Annotated in this window: 3 protein-coding genes; 1 reads left to right on the forward strand and 2 read right to left on the reverse strand. The window is 38.2% G+C overall.

All coding sequences use genetic code 11. From position 1 onward, the window contains the following. The coding region (locus CLV55_RS12595) for a beta strand repeat-containing protein (protein WP_146739576.1) at positions 1-12,719 on the reverse strand (12,719 nt) is incomplete at its 3' end. 740 nt (positions 12,720-13,459) lie between these two features. Between CLV55_RS12595 and CLV55_RS12605 the strand changes: the two genes are divergently transcribed. Further along, entirely contained in the window at positions 13,460-13,837 is a 378-nt protein-coding gene (locus CLV55_RS12605) for an HU family DNA-binding protein (protein WP_112114157.1), read from the forward strand. Positions 13,838-14,164: 327 nt separating this feature from the next. Here the strand turns inward: CLV55_RS12605 and CLV55_RS12610 are convergent, their stop codons facing one another. Next, positions 14,165-21,892 carry a GEVED domain-containing protein gene (locus CLV55_RS12610; protein WP_112114156.1) on the reverse strand — a complete coding sequence of 2,576 codons (7,728 nt, stop codon included), beginning with the start codon at positions 21,890-21,892 and terminating at the stop codon, positions 14,165-14,167. Positions 21,893-22,510: the final 618 nt, after the last annotated feature.

Below are 22,510 nucleotides of genomic sequence, written 5' to 3' on the forward strand. Positions count from 1 at the left end.
GCTGAATAGCCTCTTGGCGCTGATGTTAAACAGAACGTTGCTGTTCCATTATCATAACCATCAGCATCGGTATCTACATAATACATCGCGCCTACGTGAATCGATTCATTTGAATCATCACAATCTGTATTGTTTACAGAATATCCTGTAGGTGCAGTCAATGAACAGAAACTTCCAGTTGTTGTAGATCCATATCCATCGCCATCTGCATCAACATAATATGTTATTGGAGTATGAACGGTAGCATCTGAATCGTTACAATCTGTTCCGTTTGTAGATAATGAATATCCTGTTGGAACAGTCGCTCCATAACAAACTGTCTCGGTTCCTACATTATATCCGTCTGCATCAGCATCGATATATAATGAACCGCTTTGATATACTGAACTGTTTGAATCATTACAATCTGTTCCGTTTACAGCATATCCTGAAGGTGCAGTAGAAGCATCAACAGCACACAAAGTTACTGCGCTTCCTGCTCCATATCCATCAGCATCTGTATCCGCATAGAACGAATACGTTGCATGCATACTAGCATCAGCATCGTTACAATCTGTTCCGTTTGTAGATAATGAATATCCTGTTGGAACAGTCGCTCCATAACAAACTGTCTCGGTTCCTACATTATATCCGTCTGCATCAGCATCGATATATAATGAACCGCTTTGATATACTGAACTGTTTGAATCATTACAATCTGTTCCGTTTACAGCATATCCTGAAGGTGCAGTAGAAGCATCAACAGCACACAAAGTTACTGCGCTTCCTGCTCCATAACCATCAGCATCTGTATCTGCATAGAACGAATAGGTTGTATTCATTGTAGCATCTGCATCATTACAATCTGTACCATTTAGTACATAACCTGTTGGTTGCCCTTGACAAGTAATAGTTGGCAAACTATAATTACCAAAACCATCACCATCGGCATCCGCATAATAGGTAACTAATGAACGAACAGCAATCGTAACCGTATTATTAGCAGTAATTGCTGTAGTACAGTTAGGCGTTATGTCTGTTCTTTGAATAGCTGTTATTGCCAATGTTTGACCATTAGTAAATCCAGCTAAAGCAATTGTGAATGTACCATTACCATTAGCGTCTGCTACTACACCACTTACAGTTTGTGTAGCACCACCATTAACCGTATAGCTAATAGTAGATGTACTGTTTGCTAACATTCCTGTTAAGGCAAATGTAGTTTGCGCACCAGAACAAGTGATTGCTGGCTGTGTTACACCTGTTAACGTAGCCGGAGCTAAAACATTCACCTCAACATTTGAAGTATTAGCACATCCTAATGTGTTTACATTACTTGCTGTATACGTAGTTGAAGTTGTAGTATTAGTATATACAGTTACTGCGTTACCGCCTGTGTAAGCAGTAGTTGCAGAAGGATCTGTATACAATCCAGTTGTTGGTAACCATGTTGTTGTACCAGCTTGAATACTGAACTTCATATTTGGTCTTGTTGTTACAGAAGTAGTTGAAGTTGAAGTAGTACCACAACTTTGAACATTATCTCCATAAGTACCATAAACCGAATTGAATGAAGTTGAAGTATATTCAACAGTAGAAGATGTACCATAACATGATGAACATGTCGAATTAGTATCATTATCATGACAAACATCTACTAAGATATTTGAAGTCCCGTCCCATGCATAAGGAGTAGAGAACGAGAATGTTTTCCATCCTGTAGCTGGAGTAGCTAATGATGCTATTGAATATACAGTAGTATAGCCCCCTACTGGAGTAGCAAAAGCAGAAATACTATTAGAAGTTGTACTTCCTAATTTAATAGAGAAATTTGATTGCGCATAAGAACCTGCAGATGTAACATTAAATGCTAATGATGTAATGTTACCTGCACTATAACCTAATGCAATTAATTCAGAAGCGCGAACCAAATACTGCTCTCTTGCTCCTTCATAATATGAACCAAAAGGAGTTACTCCCATAGAAGATGTAGTCGTTGTTCCTGTTCCCAATTGATTTGTTACAGTCAATGGGTTAGTTACAGTTAAAGTAGCTACGCTTCCAGGACATACATTAACAGTACTAGAAGCAAACGTTGGTGCTGCTGGTTGACTTACTGTTAATGTTGCGTTACTAGACGTTACTGAACCACATGGCGCAGCACCAGAAACAACTACACGGTATTTATTTCCAGATATAGCTGTAGTTACCGAAGCAAGAGTTAAAGAAGCTCCTGTTTCTCCTGCAATATCTGTCCAAGAACCACCCGTAGTTTTAACTTGCCATTGGTAAGTTGGAGATGTGCCATTAGCTGATACAGTAAATATAGCATTAGAGCCCGCACAAGCAGTTGTATTAGCTGGTTGTGTTGTTATTGCTACTGCAGTATTTACATTCAAAATAGCCGGTGTTGAAGTTACAGCACTACAAGGTGATGCACCCGAAACAACTACTTGATATTGGTACCCATTCATAGCTACAGTTAAACTATTCAATGTTAATGTTGCCGCTGTGGCACCAGTAACATTTGACCAAGAGGTACCATTAGTACTTACTTGCCATTGATAGCTTAATTCAGAACCCGTTGCAACCACACTAAATGAAGCTGAACCAGCATCACATCCAGTTGATGCTGTAGGTTGAGTAGTTATAGCTACTGCTGTTTTAACAGATAAAACACCTGCATTTGAATACACTACTCCATTTACCACACAACGGAATTTCCATCCATCATTTGATAAACTTAATCCAGAAACAGATAATGAAGCCGTATTTGCATTAGCATACATTGCGTCATTTGAAATATCAGACCATGAAGTACCATTTGTACTTACTTGCCATTGATATGTATCAACAACACCTACAGTTGCGATAGAGAACGAAGCTGAATTAGCTCCCTCATTACAAGCTATATAGTTTGCTGGTTGTGTTGTAATAGCCGCAGTATTCACTGTTAATATAGCCACATCACTTGTTACAGAAGAACAAGCAGTTGCTCCAGATACCACTACTCTGTATTGATATCCATTCATATCAGCAGTAACTGCTGTTATACTTAATGTAGTTCCTGTTTCACCAGAAATATCAGACCAAGAAGTACCATTTGTACTTACTTGCCATTGATAAGACAATCCTGTTCCAGTTGCAGCAACTGAGAATGATGTATTGTCTCCTATTAATTGAGAAGCTCCCACTGGTTGTGTTGTTATAACAACTGCTTTATTTATTGTTACAGTAGTTGTAGAAACACTATTTGAACAACCTGCCACAGAAACGGTATTCGTTACTGTATAAGTACCCTCTGTTGAAGAAGCTAATGTAATAACTCCTGTGGAAGCATTAATACTTAAGCCAGCAGGCGATGCTGTAAATGTTCCAGCTGTTCCTGTTACACTAGGAGTAACAGTACCCCCATTTGTACAATATGTTGGAGCATCATAACCAAAGTCAGATGTTAATGCTTGATTTATTACTACAGTAGTTGTAGCCGTTTGAGCTGAACAATATGTAGTGCCATTCATAGCATACGTAACTGTATAAGAACCTGGTGTACTAGCAGCGACATTGATTGTTCCATTAGAAGCATCAATAGCTAAACCAGCACCTGCAGAATATGTTCCACCTGTTGTACCTGTTCTTGTTACAGCGCCTGTTGTAGCAGTACTACAGAAAGGTGACCCTGCATAAGAAATAGTAGCTATTGGTAAAGCATCTACAGTAGCTGTTACAGCTGTTCTTGAAGAGGTACATCCTGCAATAAAGTCAATATTGTGAATACCTCTAACATCAGTTGTAGTGGCACCCCAACCCCATCCACTAGTGATATTTAATGCACTAGAAGTATATGGGTATGATCCTGTAAAATAGTACCATGTAACACCCGTTTTAGTTAATATTAAACTATATCCTGCTGCAGCTGCACCAGTTGTAAATGATGATGGTAAATCAACATGTACTGCTGTTGAAGAAGTAGCATTTGTTACATTTTGTGTATAGGTTGCAATTGTTGTTCCTGAAGGATTTTTTAACGTATATGTTAATGAACCCGTTCCAGTTACATAAGCATTTGCTCCCTTGATAGTAATATTTGGTAATAGTGTAGTAAATACAATACCTGCATCTGTTGAAGAAGTAGTATAGAAATTAGCTTCTGACCATGCTGCAGTATCTTGATTTCCTAAATTCTGTTGAGACCCACCTCTAAAAGCTTCAACATAATAAGTAGTTGTAGCCGATATACTTGGAGTTGTAAAACTAGTTCCTGTACCCAATGAAGCACCTCCAGTAGACGCTGCATACCAATTTATAGTAGCATTATCATTAGCAGTAGCTCCTAAAGTAGCAGTACCTGTTCCACAACGTCCTGCTGGAGTTGTTCCTGTAATTAATGGATTATATACATCTACAAATACAGTATTTGTATTAGCTGACAATCCACTTGTTGAACAAGTTATTGTAGAATAGTAATAAGTCCCTTGAGTTAAAGCTCCTGTTGCTATACTTGAAGAAGTAGCTCCTGAAATTGCAGTAAAATCAGTTCCATTCATTGATGAATACCATTGATATGATATACCTAAAACGCCACTTGTTGCTCCTGTTGTTGAAACATTTGTACCAGAACCTAAACAAACATAAGAAACAGACGATGCAGCTGTACCAGCTGTAGGTGTACCCTCACATGTAGGTGCCGGTGTAATTACAATAGAATAATCCTCAAATGCTGCATAAGACGAAGCATAACAAGGATCTACTCCTGAATCATTATCAGAACCTCCAATTCTCATTCTGTGAGAACCAAGAGGAGCTGTTAATGGAACTGCAAAACTTCCTGATAATGTTGTTGGATTAGTAGCCGTTGATAATCCGTAGTAAACTTGCTCACCAGAGTCAGTAAACACACCATTATCATTAAAGTCAATCCATATTTTAGTACCATAAGTATACCCTGTAGCATACCTGATGCTAAAGTCAACTGTTGATAATTGAGTTGTAGTTGTACTTTGAGCCGTATAATCACCATATCTTCCTGGTTCTGCACCAGTAGTATTGTTGATAGAACCCATAGTCACATTAGTAATACCTGTACCGTCAACAGAAGTTGGTGCCGGTGTACAGTACCAATTTACTGTCATTCCTGCCCCAGTTGAAGTCACTGTACATCCATTGTTTGTTACCACACAACGATAATAGTTTGCAGTACCTGTTGCTGTAGTTGCAGATGTTACTACTGATAACGTAGCCGATGTAGCATTAGAATACGTTACTCCAGCTGGAGTAGCGTCCGCTACATCAGTGTAGGTTCCGTTCAAAGTAGCAGCACGTTGCCATTGATATGACGTTGCTGCACTAGCCGCAACCGTAAATGTAGCTGTATTTCCTCTTAAAACTGAAGCTGCTGTAGGCGCTGTAGTAATCGTAGGATTATTGATGTACAAGGTTGCTGCAGATGAAGTAGCACTGCTACAAGCAGCGTTACCTGAAACCACTACTCTATATTGTGTTCCATTTGCAGAAACTGCTGGATTCACAACAGAAATAGATGCTGTAGTAGCTCCTGTTCCTGTATAATTTGACCATGAAGTACCGTTAGTACTTACTTGCCATTGGTATGCTAAATCATCACCTGTAGCTGTTGCAGTAAATGAGGCGTAACCTCCTGTTGAACAAACGGTTTGGTCTGTTGGATTGGAAGTAATAGAAACTGGTTGTTTCACCGTTAATGTAGCTGCATCACTATTTAAATAATAGTTTAACACACAAATGAATTTCACACCATTGTTTGCTAATGTGATATCAGACACGCTTAATGTTGTTGTATCTACACCAGAGAAAGTCATTCCTGTTGTAGCATCTGTACCCTCAGCGATATCGTTGTATGTAGCCCCTCCATCTATACTCATTTGCCACTGAATTCCATAAGGTTCATCTCCATTGGTTACAATAGTAAACGATGTTGAACTTGGATCACAAACCGTAACTGACTGTGGTTGTGTAGCAATACCCGTATTACTAACTGTCAACGTAGCCACGATTGGTGTTAAAGTAGCACAAGGAGAAGCCCCTGTTACTAAACATTGATATTGATATTGATCAAAAGATGCTTCAATATTACTTAATGTTAAAGTCGCAGTGTTTACCCCTGAATAGTATGAATCCTCAGAAAGGTTAGCCCATCCTGAACCATCATTTACTTGCCATTGGTAAGAATATGTAGCCCCAGATGCTGTAGCTACTGTAAATGTAGTGGTACCTCCTGGAACAGTAATTTGTGAGGTAGTTGTACCTACAGAATTAATTGCTCCTGGTTCACTTACAGAAACTGTTACACTTTTTGGTGCACTACATCCTGTCATTGTATCTGTTACATTAACAGTATATGTAGTTGTAGTCGTTGGACTCGCTGTTACCGAAGCAGTAGTAGTTCCATTCAACCCTATTGAAGGTGACCATGCATACGTGAAAGTATTGGTTTCAGCCGTCAATGTAGTTGCGTTTCCTTTACAGATTGCCACATCACTAGTTAATGTAAAGTCTGGCGCAGGCGTTGGGTTTACATTAGTTGTAGCACTTGTAGTACAAGAACCGTTTGAAGCTGTAGCTGTATAGGTTCTTGACGTACTTGGTTTTGTATATACTACTGTAGCTGCACCACCTGTATATGGTGTTGTAGCTGCTGCGTTTGTATACAACTCTGTTGTTGGAGACCAAGTCATTGATGTAGCTTGAACTGTAGAATATCCAAACACCATTTTAGGACGACTAGTTCCTGTAGTAGAAGCACCGTTCCATCCTGAAGGTGTAGTACTTCCTGTATATGAACATACATCTGCAGCCACCACACTATCCACATAACGTGCATTTGAAGAAGTAAAGCCTGGTGCATCTACACTTACAGTTGAAACAGTATTGGATGTATTAGCATTACTCCAACAGAAACTAACAATAATGTTAGATGTACCATTCCATGAATAAGGAGTACTAAAGTTGAAAGTATTACTTCCTACAGTAGGTACAAAACTTGAAGTAGTATATACTGAAGATAAACCAGTTTCAATATTAGAAGTTAACGCTGTTAAAGAAGTCGAACCTATGCTAATACCTAAATTAGTTAAAGTAGAACCCGCGGTTGTTAAATTCAATGCTAAACTGTTGATGTTTCCTGCTGTCATACCTAAAGCAGTCAACTCAGAAGCTTTAATTAAGAATTGTGTTTTCACACCACCGTAACCTCCATAGAATGGGTTAACACCTGCACTTGTACTTGTAGAAGCTCCAGCTCCTAAAGTAGCTGTACCCGTACCACCTACTGTCCCTCCAGTAGCAGTCAACGACATCACTGTATTGGCACAAAGAGACGAAGCCCCATTTGTAATTGAAACCGTACTTGGATACGCATTAACTGTTACCGTAGCAGTGGCAGTTGTTGCACAACCATTACTGTCAGTACCTGTTACGGTGTATGTTGTTGTAGTACTTGGCGTTGCGATAACTGAAGCTCCTGTAGTTCCGTTTAATCCTGTAGCAGGTGACCATGCATAGGTTGAAGAACCATCTGCTGTTAAAGTAACCGATTGTCCTGCACAAATTGTTGTTCCGGCAGATACTGTAGTTACTGCAGCAGTATACTTAGTAATCGTAAGTACATTTGAGTATTCTGTTGAACCACCATCACAAATTACAGCTAATCTGTAATATGTTGTAGCACTTAATGCTCCTGTAGAAAGGTTAGCATAGTTAGCACTAGCTGTTCCTTGCCCAGTAAATGACGTTCCATTTGTAGACATTTCCCATTGGTAGGTTGTTCCAACACCAATAGTATATCCTGTAGCAGACAAAGTAGCTCCAGTAGTTGAGTTACAGAATCCTGCCACTGTTGAACTAGCCGTACCTGCTGTTAAAGTTTGAGAAGCACATGTTAATGTAGTAAACTCATCCGCCCCCATATCTGGAGTTGCAGAACGAGCGTTTCCATCAAAATCAGTTGTAACATCTGTTAACGCAGTACCATAGTTATCCAAACCTGTATTAGTTCCTACATTTAAATGTAAATCACTATTAGAAGTAAAGTTTGGAGTTACTGCAAGCGATTGAGCATCTTGAGTTGTATAGGTTTTCCAAGCTGCCAAATCTAAAACAGCTGCAGAACCACTATATCCTAGTCTATAGGTAGTACTAGTTGTTGTAGCTCCTGAATAGTTGTTGTAGTTAATAGTACTAAAAGTAGTACCAGTAGTCAAATACATATTGTATGCAAATGAACCTGTAGTACCAAATTTTTGTGCATTATTAAAAATATTATTTCTAACGTCTAATCCAGTTACTGCAGCAGCTGTACAAAATGCTGCAGACATACCTGCAGAAGTTCCAGCACCCACAGTCCCATACATATTAACAGTATTGTGGTAAATTTTTAAACCTGGGACAGCCGCAGCAATACGAATACCGAATGCATTCCACGTAGTACTTGTAGTACTGTAATTAGCTGTTTCAAGACCAGAAATCATGTTGTTTGACACAAGAACTCCTGTTGTACCTGTAGCTGATGAGAAGTTAATTCCATAAGCACCATACCCAGAAGTTGAAGTACTCTTAACATTACTGATTGTATTGGCATTGATGCTACCATTGATAACACCTGCTGTAACTTCAATACCAGATACATTGATAGAAGATGATGTTCTAACATTAAATACATTATTGTTTGCAACAGAAACTGCAGAAACATTAGATATAAAAATACCTCTGTATCCAATATATTCAGCAGCGGTAGTAGAACCTACTGTATTGCCAGAAATCACTGTACCTGTTTGGTAGGTTGCGTTACCTGCAACTCCAATACCATATTGAGCTTTCATTACAGTATTGTTTTGAATAGTCAAATTAGTATTTGAAGCTTCAGCAACACCTCCAGCAGTTGTTCCACTACCTGCCATGATTGCAGCTAGAGTTGTGGCTGGACCGTTTCCTTTAGCAATAATATTTTTAACAGTATCGTTTGTAGCTCCATTTGTAGCAGAAGCACTACCAATCCAAAGTACAATTGAAGATGTACCAGTATTCGTGTTTTCAATTGTTAAACTCTTATCGTTAGACCCATTGTTAGACCCATCAATAATTACGTTATCCGCTCCATTTAATTTTACAATTGCAGAAGCCGATGAGCCTGTGATCGTTGCCGTTGTATTTGGCTTAATCGTTAAAGTATTAGTCCCTGCATTAGCATTAGCATTAATAACTATTGGGAATGTTTCACTCGTTGAGTAGTTGGCATCAGTCAAATTAAACACCACATTCCCAGTAAAACATGTTGCTGCATTGTAAGCCGCAACTGCCGCTGTTAATGTTGCATAATTTCCTCCTGTACCTACTGTATAAGTACCTCCAAAACTTGGTGTTACTGTTAACACCACAGCATTTGACGTTACAGATGTACATGGTGCTGTTCCACTAACCACACAACGGAACGAATTACCATTGTATGTTTCTGGCGTAGCAATAGATAATGAAGAAGCTGTTTCTCCAGTCATATCATTCCAAGTCGTACCATTAGTGGTATATTGCCATTGATAAGCTATACCTGTACCTGTAGCAGCTACAGTGAAAACAGCTGGCGTAGTAACATAAGCACATTGCGTTACCGCTGTTGGCTGAGTCGTAATAGCTACTACTTGATTAACTGTTAAAGTTGCCACATCAGAGGTTACCGCACTACATGGAGAAGTTCCAGAAACGATAACTCTATATTGATTGTTGTTTAAACCAACACCAGGTGTGTTGATGGTATAAGCAGCTGCAGTAGCCCCAGGAACATTGTTCCAAGATGTACCATTCGTACTTACTTGCCATTGATAAGCTACACCAGAACCTGTAGCCGCACTTGTAAATGTTACCGAAGCTGCATTAGAACAAACCGTTTGATTGGTTGGTTGTGTCCCAATAGCTATAGCATTATATACTGTTAAGGTAGCGGCATTTGAGGTTACTGCACCCGCATTCAATACACAACGGTATTGTTTTCCTGTGTCTGTAGACGTCAATCCACTTAATACCAAAGAAGCTGATGTAGCATCCGTTACGTCAGACCAAGAAGTACCATTAGTACTCATTTGCCATTGATAAGACGTTACATCTCCTGACGTTGATACAGAAAAAGTAGCACCTGCATCACTACAAACCACTTGATTTGAAGGTTGTGTGGTAATACTTACTGAACCAACTGTTAAAGTAGCTGAACTCGAAATTACCGTATTACATGTACCTGTAACTACACAACGATACACATACCCATTTAATGAAGCAGAAGCTGAATCAATAGTATAAGTAGCATTAGTAGCTCCATCGATGTTAGCCCATCCTCCTCCGTCGTTTACTTGCCATTGGTAGGAAATTCCTGTACCAGTTGCTGTAACCGAGAATGATGCAGCTGTATCTTGTAATATTACTTGATTAGCTGGTTGTGTACCAATAACAACTGAATTGTTTACCGATACTGTAGAAGTTGCTGTATTCACACATCCATTCGCATCCGTACCTGTAATAGTATACGTAGTCGTATCTGAAGGATTTGCTATAACAGAACTACCAGTAGTACCATTCAATCCTGTACTTGGAGACCAAGTATAGCTTGTACCTCCAGCAGCAGTCAATGTTGCTCCTGAACCTCCAGTACAAATAGTAGCAGCACTATCCGCAGTAATTGTTGGAAGTGGGTTTGGTGTTACTGTTACAGTAGCTGTAGATGAACAAGAACCATTAGCAGCTGTTGCTGTGTATGTAGTTGAAGAAGTCAATTTAGCATACACTGTAGCTGCAGTACCTCCTGAATAAGCAGTGGTAGCCTCTACATTTGTATATAAATTAGTAGACGGAGACCATACAATCTGAGAAGACGTAGCTGAAATATTAACATTATCAATTAACCAACCCAAATAATTAGTACTACTATCAGTAGTATAACGGAAACGTATTCTAAACTGACTTGTTAAAGCCGCTACAGGAATGTTGATAGTTTCTGTTTTCCAAAAAGTATTAGAAAAAGCAGTCGTAATTCCTGACCATGAAGAATAACTACTGCTATCAAAACTTACTACACTATTTTTTAATGTTCCTGAACCCGCATAACTTGATGTTGGAAAAGTTGTCCATGTTGAACCCCCATTTGACGAATATTCTACATAACCATAATCATAACTTGCTTCAGAACTTAATTGATGAGAAAAAGTTAATTGCGCAGATGAAGCTCCACTTAAATTAACATTAGAATTCAAACTGTAAGCAACACTAGCACTTGTAGAGGTAGTATTAAATAATACTGAACCTGAACCCTCTGATTGATATGTAGTATTCAATGCAGCAGTTGGTGTTCCTGTTCCAACGGTGCTTGTTGCAAAATTAGTTGATAACGCATTAAAACCATCTGTGAATTTAGAAGTTGCAAAAGCACCTCCTGTAGCCGTTAAAGTTGCAACACCACCACTACAAAATCCTGCAGGGGGAGCAATTGAAATAGCAGTTGGTGTAGGATTTACAGTAATAGTTACTGTAGCTGTAGCTGTACAATTTGCAGCACTTGCACCCGTAACGGTATAAGTTGTAGTAGTCGTTGGACTTGCTGTTACAGAAGCTGTATTTGTAGCACTCAATCCTGTAGCAGGTGACCATGAATAAGTAGATCCTCCTGTGGCTGTTAACGATACACTTTGCCCAGAACATATCGTACTACCCGAACTTACCCCAACCGTTGGTGTAGGTGCAGCAGTATACGATGACCCTGAAGTTGCAGTCCCTGCAGGATTAGTAACCGTAATAGTACCATCCGTAACGTTGGCTGGCACTACTGCTGTAATACTAGTAGCACTTACCACATTAAATGACGTTGCATTAACACCATTAAATTTAACAGCAGAAGCACCTGTTAGGTTAGTTCCTGTAATTGTTACAGTTTGCCCTCCTTGAACACACAGAGTACTTGGAGTAAAAGAAGATATTGTTGGTGACGCTAGTTGAGTTAAAGAAACATCATCCAAAGTGATATACCATGGCGTTGAATTGATTGTTCCTAAAATTCCCACATAATATGTACCTGTAGTAGCTGGTGTAAAATTACCCGTGATTAGAACATAAGATGAACCAATACCCGTAGTATTAACAATTGTATTCGTCATACCTGCAGCAGTAGCTGTAGTTCCATAAGCTAACTTAATAGAAGCATTTGAAGTAGTTGTACCATCTTGTCTAGCGTAGCAAGAAAAACTATAGGAAGCACCTCCTGTCAGAGTTACTTGTTTAAACAACCATGCTGTTCTACCGTATCTTAAAGTAACATCCCAACTCCCTGTTCTAGGAGTTCTATTATAAGTTGTTGCAGAAGTATTAGCTGTCCAGTTACTTCCAGTTACAGTAGTGTTAGTCCATCCTGATATTGTTGTGGATGCATCTGTATTACCAGTTTCAAAGCCATCTGTAAAAACACTTTGAGCGTAAACACCACTATTCATTGTAAAAATAAACAGCAGAGCTAAATACGCCAATTTTTTAGAAAAACTTTTTTGCTGAGAATACCTTTTTGAAGTATCAATTGGCGTTCGTAAAACACCAACAACATACAACAAGATACTAACTAGCCACGAAGTATTCGCGACTATAGAATTGTATCTTGGCGGCGAAGCCTCCTTGATACCAACTCCGCTTTTGAGCTTGGCAACTATGCCAGAAGCCCAATTTTTGTAGTCATTCATCATAATTAATAAATTGGGTTAAAAAAATTAGTTTTGTAATTGTTCACACAATTACCGTGAATATATAGCGGCGCTCCCAAAGGAGACGTTGGAAAGTTATAATCTCTTCTTGTGCTCGAATCGCACGCCTTCAAAGAGAATACTTGAAAAATAGGCTTCAAATATCCTTCTAAAAAAGGGGAAGAAATTATAAAATAAAAAAACATTTTAATCTTTTTATTTACATATTGAATCCATGGAAGCTGAACCAATATTTTTTTAAAAAAAATTAAAATAAAAATAAAAAAAGAGGCGGTTTTTAACAAAAAACTACTTCTTTCTTTAAAAAAGAAACTTAAAAAATAACTTAAAATTATTAAAACAACAGCATTTACCATATAAAAAAGCTAGTTTATCAAATATATTTTAGCCTGACAAGTTACAATTTAATTTTTAAAAAAAAAATATTTTTTCAAATCAACTTATTCATTAGTATAAGAATTTTTATTTTTCTTGAATAAAAAGAATTAACACCACTAAATTAACCAATACTTTTTATACATCAAAATATTTTTAAATATAATTTAACATTAATCCTATTTTTTAATCACATTAATAACAAATTATTATTTTAATTCAATTATATTCTTTTAAAAGTCTTTTTTATTATATTTTTAATAAATATAATATTTAAGTGAAAGATAATTATGATTCAGAGTAAAATATATAGAGTTAAACAAATAACTCTATTAAATCATTTTATTATGAAATACAAGCTTATTTTAAAAAAGAATCCTCAGGACGCATCGGCTCCTGAGAAGTACTATGCAACAGCGATAGCTGATGGCGAAGTAGATTTTGAGTCACTTTCTGAGCAAATTGCTTATAAAACTACTCTAACCGAATCCGATTGTTATGCTGTTTTGTTGTCGTTGGAACGAAACATATTAAAACAATTACAGCAAGGGAAAATCGTTAGAGTTGGTCGATTGGGAAGTTTCAACATCACGTTAAAATCTAAAGGCAGACTTACAGAAGCCGAATTTTCAGTAAACGACATTGAAAAAGGTCGTGTGCGCTTCCGACCTGGTAAAAAACTCAACAAAATGACTCAAGAACTAAACTACAGAAGAATCATGTAGTTTAAAAAACCAAAAAGCCGAAACGATGATGTCTCGGCTTTTTTTCAATCCAATAATAAACTAATCGATATAGCAATTATTTTGTGTTCTTTAAGATGGTTTTATTAAGAGTGTCGATTATTAGAAAACTGCTAATTTGACTTTACTAATGATAGAGGATATTGGTATGTAAACTTCATTAAATTAGCCATGAAAAACCTCAAAGGACTTCAATAATTTTTCAAAGGACTTGAGAAAAACCTCAAAGGATTTTGTAAAAACCTAAGAGAAAATTAGCAAAAAGTCAAAGCTTTTTAAACAAAAAACACGCCCCTAGAGGCGTGTTTTTTAATTCATTATTTTTTGGCTTACTAAAGTTCCATCTGTTAATTGAATTTTAGCTAAATACACTCCTTTTTCAAAGACAAACTCCCCTTTGAAATCGTTCGTTTTTATAGATTCATTATACACTCGAACTAACTTTCCTGTTAAATCAAATACTTGTATTGAATCTATTTCTTTATTTGCCTTAACCATTAATTGATTATTGTTTACGCTTACGGCAACATTTGAGTTTCCAATTTGATATGTACTTAACGCACTGTTGGTAAAACGCAACACAAAACGATCGTTATATATTCCTTCTGTTGTACTAAAGTTGTATGGCGCTTGTCTTAGATCGTATATTATGTTCAATAATTTATCTTCCAAATAAATAGGTTGTCCTTGTTGAAATAACCCATCAACGGCAGAAATTGCAATAGTGAAATTACCTGCTGTAGCCGCATGATATCCTAAAGACACTCGATCTTCTGTATCAAAAGGAATCGCTCTTCCTTGAATACTATAGGTTTGATTGTCTATAATAGAATATAAAACATTACCATCAATACCTGTTACTGCATCATACATACGATCGACCCCATTAGAAGCATTTGTTGCATATCCGACTAAAGTACTTGTAGAACTATGATTTGTATCAATAAAATCAATCCAAATACGATGTGTTTCAGAATCCGCACTTGTTGCTGAGGCATTATTTTTATAGAATTGCGTATTATTATAGGAAGCACTACGCATCGTATTTTTAAATGTTATTGGTTGTGAAGCATCTGTCACTGTTGCGCCATCATTTAAAGCCACATAAAACCCTTGTCCTGCCGCAATTTTACCATTAAACCCTGTTGGCGTTGAAGTTCCTAAACTATTGTATACTATATAATCACTTAAATTATAATTTACAGAATATGAACCATAAAATGGGTTATTAACCGACGAACTTGGGACAGTCCCATGCGTCCATAAATAAACGTATCCTTGTATTTTCGAACTGTTCGCTGTATCATTTAAAAAAGATATAGCATCAATAGCAGATGGATAAGGATTCCCTATTAAATTATAATTATCATCCCATTGTCCAATAACTGAACCATTATTTCCAATGTAAGTTGCTGCACCTTGATAAACCCCTCGATATAATGGATAGGTTAAAGTACCATTATTTGGAATTCCAGTAAAAGTACTCGTTAAACTTCCCGTCCAACTGTAACTGTTTGAGGCACGTATGATATACCCCTTACCTACTTGCATTGCTCCAGAAGCATTAGCCCAATTTCCTTGACTTGTATTTCCGCCTGTACCATTACCATTGTTTGCTAAAACATCCCAATAATACATTCCTCCGGGTGTTGGAGAACTGTAAAGAGTAGCAATATTCTGACTCGCAACTGGAGATGACCAATAAATATAATCGTATCCTTTCAAACCAGACACATCTCTTTTATAAACCATAGAGCCTGTTCCTGAATTGGCCACATTATTAACCTGAACTAAACTACCTCCATTGTTTATCGTTAACGTTCCATCTGTTTTTACATAATCTTGAACTGTTAAAGAATACCCAGCATTTACCGTCAAGGTAGCTCCAGAATTGATGGTTAAATTACCACAATTTGCAGCTGAAGCAATCACAGGATTATTGGGTGTACCAGAAGGAATTACTACACAATAATCTGAGGTGGTTGGTTCACCACTTGGTGTCCAGTTTGAAGCATTCGTCCAATCAGACGAGACTGTACCTGCCCATTTCTTACCTATTCCAATAGTGATAGGATAAGATGACGCACAAGTAGCTGCACTAGAAATCGTAATAGTTCCCGAGTAGGTTCCTGCTGTAATGTTGGCTGGAATTGCAATGGTATTTATAGTTCCGCTTCCTGCTCCAAATGTAAAAGTTGTTGAAGATTGATCGGATAATCCAGCTGTATTTGCTGCTGCATTCCAGTCAATACTATATGATGTTGGCGAATACGTAGTTGCCGTATAACTCAAGCCCGAGGTTTGAGCAGAGGTACTCGTACAAACCGCAGTAACTGCCGATGATGCCGTCATAGTTGGGATACCATTAACATTTACTGAGAATGAAGAGGAAGGACTCGTACATCCATTAGCATTTTTCACGGTAATGGTTCCCGTATACGTATTGATAGCTGTTCCAGCAGGAATAGACAACACGATAGGACTTGCCGTAATAGCTGCATTGGTAACATTTGTAAATGAATTGGTTGGAGTAGCACTCCACACGATGCTATATGTTGTTGGAGTCGCGGTTGCATTCGTATATGTTAGGTTTGCTGTCTGGCTGCTTGCACTATAACACACTTGCACCGGACTTGCCGATGGTGTAATTGACGGCGCACTTACAATTAAAGTAATGGTTCTCGGTGAAGCTCCATTTCCACAGCTAGCATTTTTAGGCGTTACAGTACCCGTGTAAGTTCCTCCAGCTGTTCCCGCTGGAACTGTAATTGAAATGGTACCTGAACTTGTCGTAAAAGGTGCATTTGAAATGGTTGGCAAACTGTTAGCAGGCGTAGCGTTCCAAGTCACATCATACGAATTTAATGTATTGGCACTAGTATAATTATAGCTTACTGTTTGTGCATTTGACGCATCATAACATATAGTTCGACTATTTGCAGTCATAGTAACCGCCGGAGATGTATTGATCGTTACAGAAAATTGATATGCTGCACTGACACATCCATTAGAATTGGTAACGGTTAACAAAGCCGTATTTGTCACTGTATTATCTGCACCTCCAGGCACGGTAATCGTTAAGGGACTGGACCCTGGAAAAGTAGCATTTGTATTCATTTGAGTTCCAATAAATGGTGCTGTATTCCAAACCACACTATAACTTGCTATAGAACCCGATGTGGCTGTATAAGCTAAAGTAGTATTTTGATTTGAATTACTGTAACACACTGGAGCTACCGCAGAAGCTATAGTTATAGTTGGAGGAGTGCTTAATGAAATCACTGCACTACCTGTCATCCCTCCTGCTACTGCAGAACAAGAAGCATCACTTAATGCAGTCAAAGTATAGGTCGTGGTGGCTGTAATTGCTGGTGTAGTAAAAGTATATGGACTAGTTGTTATTCCCGTTACAGAAGTTGACGTAGACCCATTAGAGTATGTTAAATTCCATGGTGCAGTTCCAGTTAAAGTAATACTTACCGTTGCCGTAGCTCCACTACATACAGATGTTGAACCACTCACCACACCAGTAGGTTTAGCATTAACGGTAACAAGAACATTATCTGTAGCTGAATTACAACCATTTAAAGTACTAGCTACATAATAAGTTGTTGTTGTTGTTGGTGATACTGAAGTACCTTGCGTAGTGGCAACTACAGGTGATAATGTAGCACTCGTAGACCAAGTGTAACTCAAGGTTGGGTTTCCTGTTAGAGTTACATCATCTATATACCAATCATTGATATTCCATGTATTGCCACTAAATCTGAAACGAACATAAAAACTCGTACCATCTAAAGCAGACAAATCTATACTAACCCCTGAAGCTGCAATATCAGCTGTAGGTGAAACGGTCCATCTCGTTGTCCAATTCGTTCCATCAGGCGAAGTTTCCATGTAAAGACTAAATGTTCCCGTAAACCAATCCAACATATGACGGAATGAAAAATTCAATCCTGTATAGCCCGTAGTATTAATCATTTGAGCTAACTGAACGGTATCATCTAATGTTGATGTTGTTAACCAATGAAAACGCATTTCCCCTCCAGTAGAACCACTTGCATTGTTTGACGTTACAATCGTCCATCGGCTGGTATCATTAGTAGTCCATGCAGAAAACGAGCTGCAGTTATTTTGAACAATAACTTGACTTCCTATCGATCCAGTAGCAGACAAAGCAGCACTATTTCCTTGACAAATAATTTTATCAACTCCTGCATTTGGTGTATTTGGAATTGGTTTTATATAGAACATAGAAGAACTTGTTCCTGAAGCAGTTGGAGTGGTTACAGAAATGTATCCTGTCGTTGCTGCCGCTGGTAAAGTTACCACAATTTGAGTGGCTGTTACCGAAGTTGGCGTTACGGGTGTTCCGTTAAAAGAAACCGTAGTAGCTCCTGTAAAATTAGTTCCTGTTATCGTTACTGTTGGGGTGCTTCCCGAACACGCACTCGTTGGAGTAAAACTGGTTATCGTTGGCACCAACACGCAAGACAAACTCACATCCCATCCGCTATACACCACAGAACCATCGGAAGTAAATTTGAACGTTAACTCCCCTCCTGCTGCAGTAGAATAAAAAGCCGTCCCTGCTGCAATTTGTGCTCCGGTATATGTTCCAATCAAGTTTGCTGGCGTAACTGTAGTTCCACTGTAAATACTTAGATAATCATAACTATTTTCAACAGCAAAGGAATTGAATACCGCTTTTAATTTTGAACCTGATGTAGCTGGAACAAAAGTATACGTATACGATTCACTATTAGAATAACTTCCTGTTGCATTTCCACTATCATAGAATTTTCCATTACATGTTGTTGTAGTACCTCCTGTAGAAGACCCATTCAAAACGACCACGTCAAGTGTAACAGTTGTAAAATTTGTTGAAACAGACCAAGAACTGGTAGACCCACTACAATTCGTACGTACCCAACAATAGTACGTTAAGCCTAATGTCAAACCTGTTAAATTGACTGAAGTTACCCCTGTTACCGTACCTGTTGGGGTTGTCCCAGCCGTAGGAGGCGTTGAAGACGTACTAATGTAGTAATTATACACACTACTTGGTGCAAAAGAAGCATCCGACCATGATAAGGTTGCCGTAGTAGCTGTAATATAGGAAGTTACTAAACTAGTAGGCAAGGATACAGTACATGGCGGTACCACAATAATATTGACAATATAATCTTCAGTTTCTCCATAAACACTATTGGTTGCTCCACACGCTTGAGAAGTTAACAAAGCTGCATCATCTCCTCCACGCACACGCATACGAGTATTTCCTAGAAGCGCTCCTGCAGGTACTGGAAGGGTTAAAGAAACCGTTCCGCTTGAACCGGCACTGTTTACTGAAACCACACCTTCTGAAGCTTCAAAAGTTCCGTTTTGATTGTAGTCAATCCATACGCCAACAAATTGTCTTGAGTCGGTTCCGAAAGAAACGGATATTGTAGCATTATTTCCTTGGTATAAATTTGGAATCGTTACTGAATTATAAAATGTGTAAAATGGTGTTGTTGATGCACCAGAGGTATTATTTAAAGTTCCTAAAGTAACATTTGTAATCTGGTCCCCTAAAGCTGGTCCTGTAGCATAGGTTGGAACACAATACGACAAAGAAACAGTTGTTAAATTTATAGTATTAGAACTAGTACTTGTTGAACAAGCGTTGACAGCGCGCACTCTATAATAATAGGTCACGTTTTGTGTTAACCCACTAACAGCATAAGTAGTCACGTTTCCTACCGACAAATTGTTATACCCTGTTACAAAAGTAGCAAAGGTATTAGAGGTAGACACATCTAAATAATATCCTGTAGCTCCTGAAACCGCGTTCCAATTGGCCGTAAACGAGGTTCCTCCAATTGCAGTTGCTGCGATTGCTGTTGGGGCTGTTGCAGAATTAGACACTACAATAGCACCCGATACCGCACTAGTTGCAGAACATGTTACCGAATTGGTTACCACACAGTAATAATATAAAGTCCCTGCTGAAGCAGAAGACGGAGTATAGGAAGCCGCATTGGCTCCTGAAATTATTGTTCCTCCACTGGTTGAAGCTGTCGTATTGCTATACCATTGATAGGTTGAAATCGAACCACTTCCTGAAGTAGCACTAATAGACAAAGCCGTAAGTGTCCCACTAGTACATGCTGATTGTCCCGACATAGCCACCGAAGTTATCGTTGGCGCCGCATTTACCGTCAAGGTTAAAGTTGACGTAGAAGAAGTACATCCCGCACTCGCTATAGTCCATGTTAAGGTATAAGCTCCTGCTGTCGCACTTGCTGATACGATAGCTGTGGTATTTGGTGTCGTGGCAGAAGTAAACGTAATATCTGAAGTACTTCCTCCCGCTGGAGCGGCTGTACATGTCCAAGTTCCAGTACCTACAGAAGGTGTATTTCCTCCTAAACCAGTCGTAGTTGTTCCTTTACAAGCCGAAAGGTTTCCACCATTGGTGGATGTTGTTGGGGGTGAGGTAACCGTAACAGCGCCCGACACCGCACTGGTTGCCGAACATCCGTTTGAATTGGTAACCACACAATAATAATATAAAGTTCCTACAACTGCTGATGAAGGAGTGTATGTAGCCGCATTGGCTCCTGTCAATAAAGTTCCTCCGCTGGTTGAAGCCGAAGTATTACTATACCATTGATAACTTGAAATGGAACCACTTCCTGCCGTAGCACTGATGGATAAAGCTGTAGCAGTTATTCCTGAACAGACTGTTTGCGACCCCATAGCTACAGATGTAATTACAGGTACCGCATTTACAGTATACGTTCCATAAGTTACGGTTGTACCATTGGTCACTGAAACCGTACCAGACGACCCAGTAGCTGGAATTACCGTAAGCACCGTTCCTGTATTAGAAACAATAGACGAAACCGCTGTACCACCAATAGTTACATTGGCGGCTGTGGTTCCCGTAAAACCAGACCCATTAATCACTAATTGAGAACCCGGGCAACCACTTGTTGACCCTAAACTCGTAATCGCTAAATTCCCAATACACTCCACTTTAATATCAAACCCTGCAAGTGGTGAAGTAGTTGAAGATACAAATTTTATTGAAATATTTCCATCTGATGATGATGACGTATACACTGTAGTACTAGGTAACGTTGTTGTATTGGTGTATGCATTTAATAAAACGGTTCCTCCGGTTCCATTCCCATTATATACTGTAATGTTTGAAGCTGCATCTAAGGCAAAAGTATTTTGAAATGTAATACGTACTTTATCGGTAGCATTGGTTGGTTGAAAATAGATGTATTGTGTTTGAGATTTATTATAATTATCATTCAAACCTCCTTGATCATAAAAATTTAAATTCCCAGAAGCAGGCACAGTAACTGTACATGCTGAAGCTTGATTGAGCATAGGCACTACAATCGTATTGTCATTAGGAGATGTATTATAGGTCATGATCGAAAAATCATCTACCCATAATGTTCCTGCTACTCCAGAAGCTCTTGTATCTCTAATTCTAAATTTAAACGAACTATTAGTCGGTGTTGCATCCAATTGATGATTGGTATTAAAGGTAGCCGTAACCAAACTCCAACCAGCAACTCCTACTGTTGTTGGAAGGGTTGGAATCGTAGCTGTAATGCTTTCTCCATTTATTGTATTTGTTCCAGCTGTTATTGTATACCAATTGGTTCCTCCATCGGAAGAAAACTGCAAATCATAGGTTATTACAGCTCCTGCAGCTCCACTTTTATTAATATAAAAAGCTACTGTTTTAGTATTTGTATAACTTGGCGTAACTGCAGTAGCCCCTGTAGAAACAGAAGATTGCAATAAGTTGGCTCCTGTTCTTGAGTTGGTAGTATTCAAAGCTGAAGTAAATGAAGTAAACGTCCACGTAGTTGGTAACGTTTTAAAACTCTCAAAAGTTTGATACGGTCCAATACATTGCGCATGGGTTTTTGTGCTCATCATGGTGAGAAGCAAGAGACCCGCAAGAAGTCCTTGCACTTTGAATGGTTTTACTATTTTTTGAAAAGTTTGTAGTAAACGTGTATTCATAATTTTGAGTTATAAGTTTTTCTAAGAGTTTTTGGTTTTTTATAGGTCTGATGAAACGTGTTTATACTAAATACACATATAAAACGACATTTTTTTACACTAAAAAAACACGTTTTATACGGCTAATTCTCGCAAAATTAACTTATTAGAAACAAACACCACCACCTAGACATGTTACAAAAATAAATAAATATTTTATTTTTTATTAATAATTTAATAATATTTTACATGCTTTGCATATTATTTGGTTTTTGTAGAGAAATCATACACAATTATAAATACAATTCAACATGCGTCTACTCAACCCTAGAGCGTGGTTAGCTTTGTATTCTTCAAAAAGAATGGGGTTTACTGCAAAGTAAAAAATGTAAGAAATCGTTTGTTAGAAATGTATTTACAACTTCAAAAGTCAATTTACCTTCAAGCTTTCCACTTTAAACTTTTTATACCTTATAACCTTATAAACAAAAAAAGCCCCCTCTTCAGAAGAAAAGGAGGCTTCATTTGTATTAAAACGAATGATTATCTTTTAATCACACGAAGTGTTTTAGTGTTTTCCCCTTGAGTTACAATCACGTTGTATACTCCAGATGGATAACGCTCTCCTAATTGAAGTTC

This window comes from Flavobacterium aciduliphilum, assembly GCF_003268855.1.
GTDB lineage: Bacteria > Bacteroidota > Bacteroidia > Flavobacteriales > Flavobacteriaceae > Flavobacterium > Flavobacterium aciduliphilum.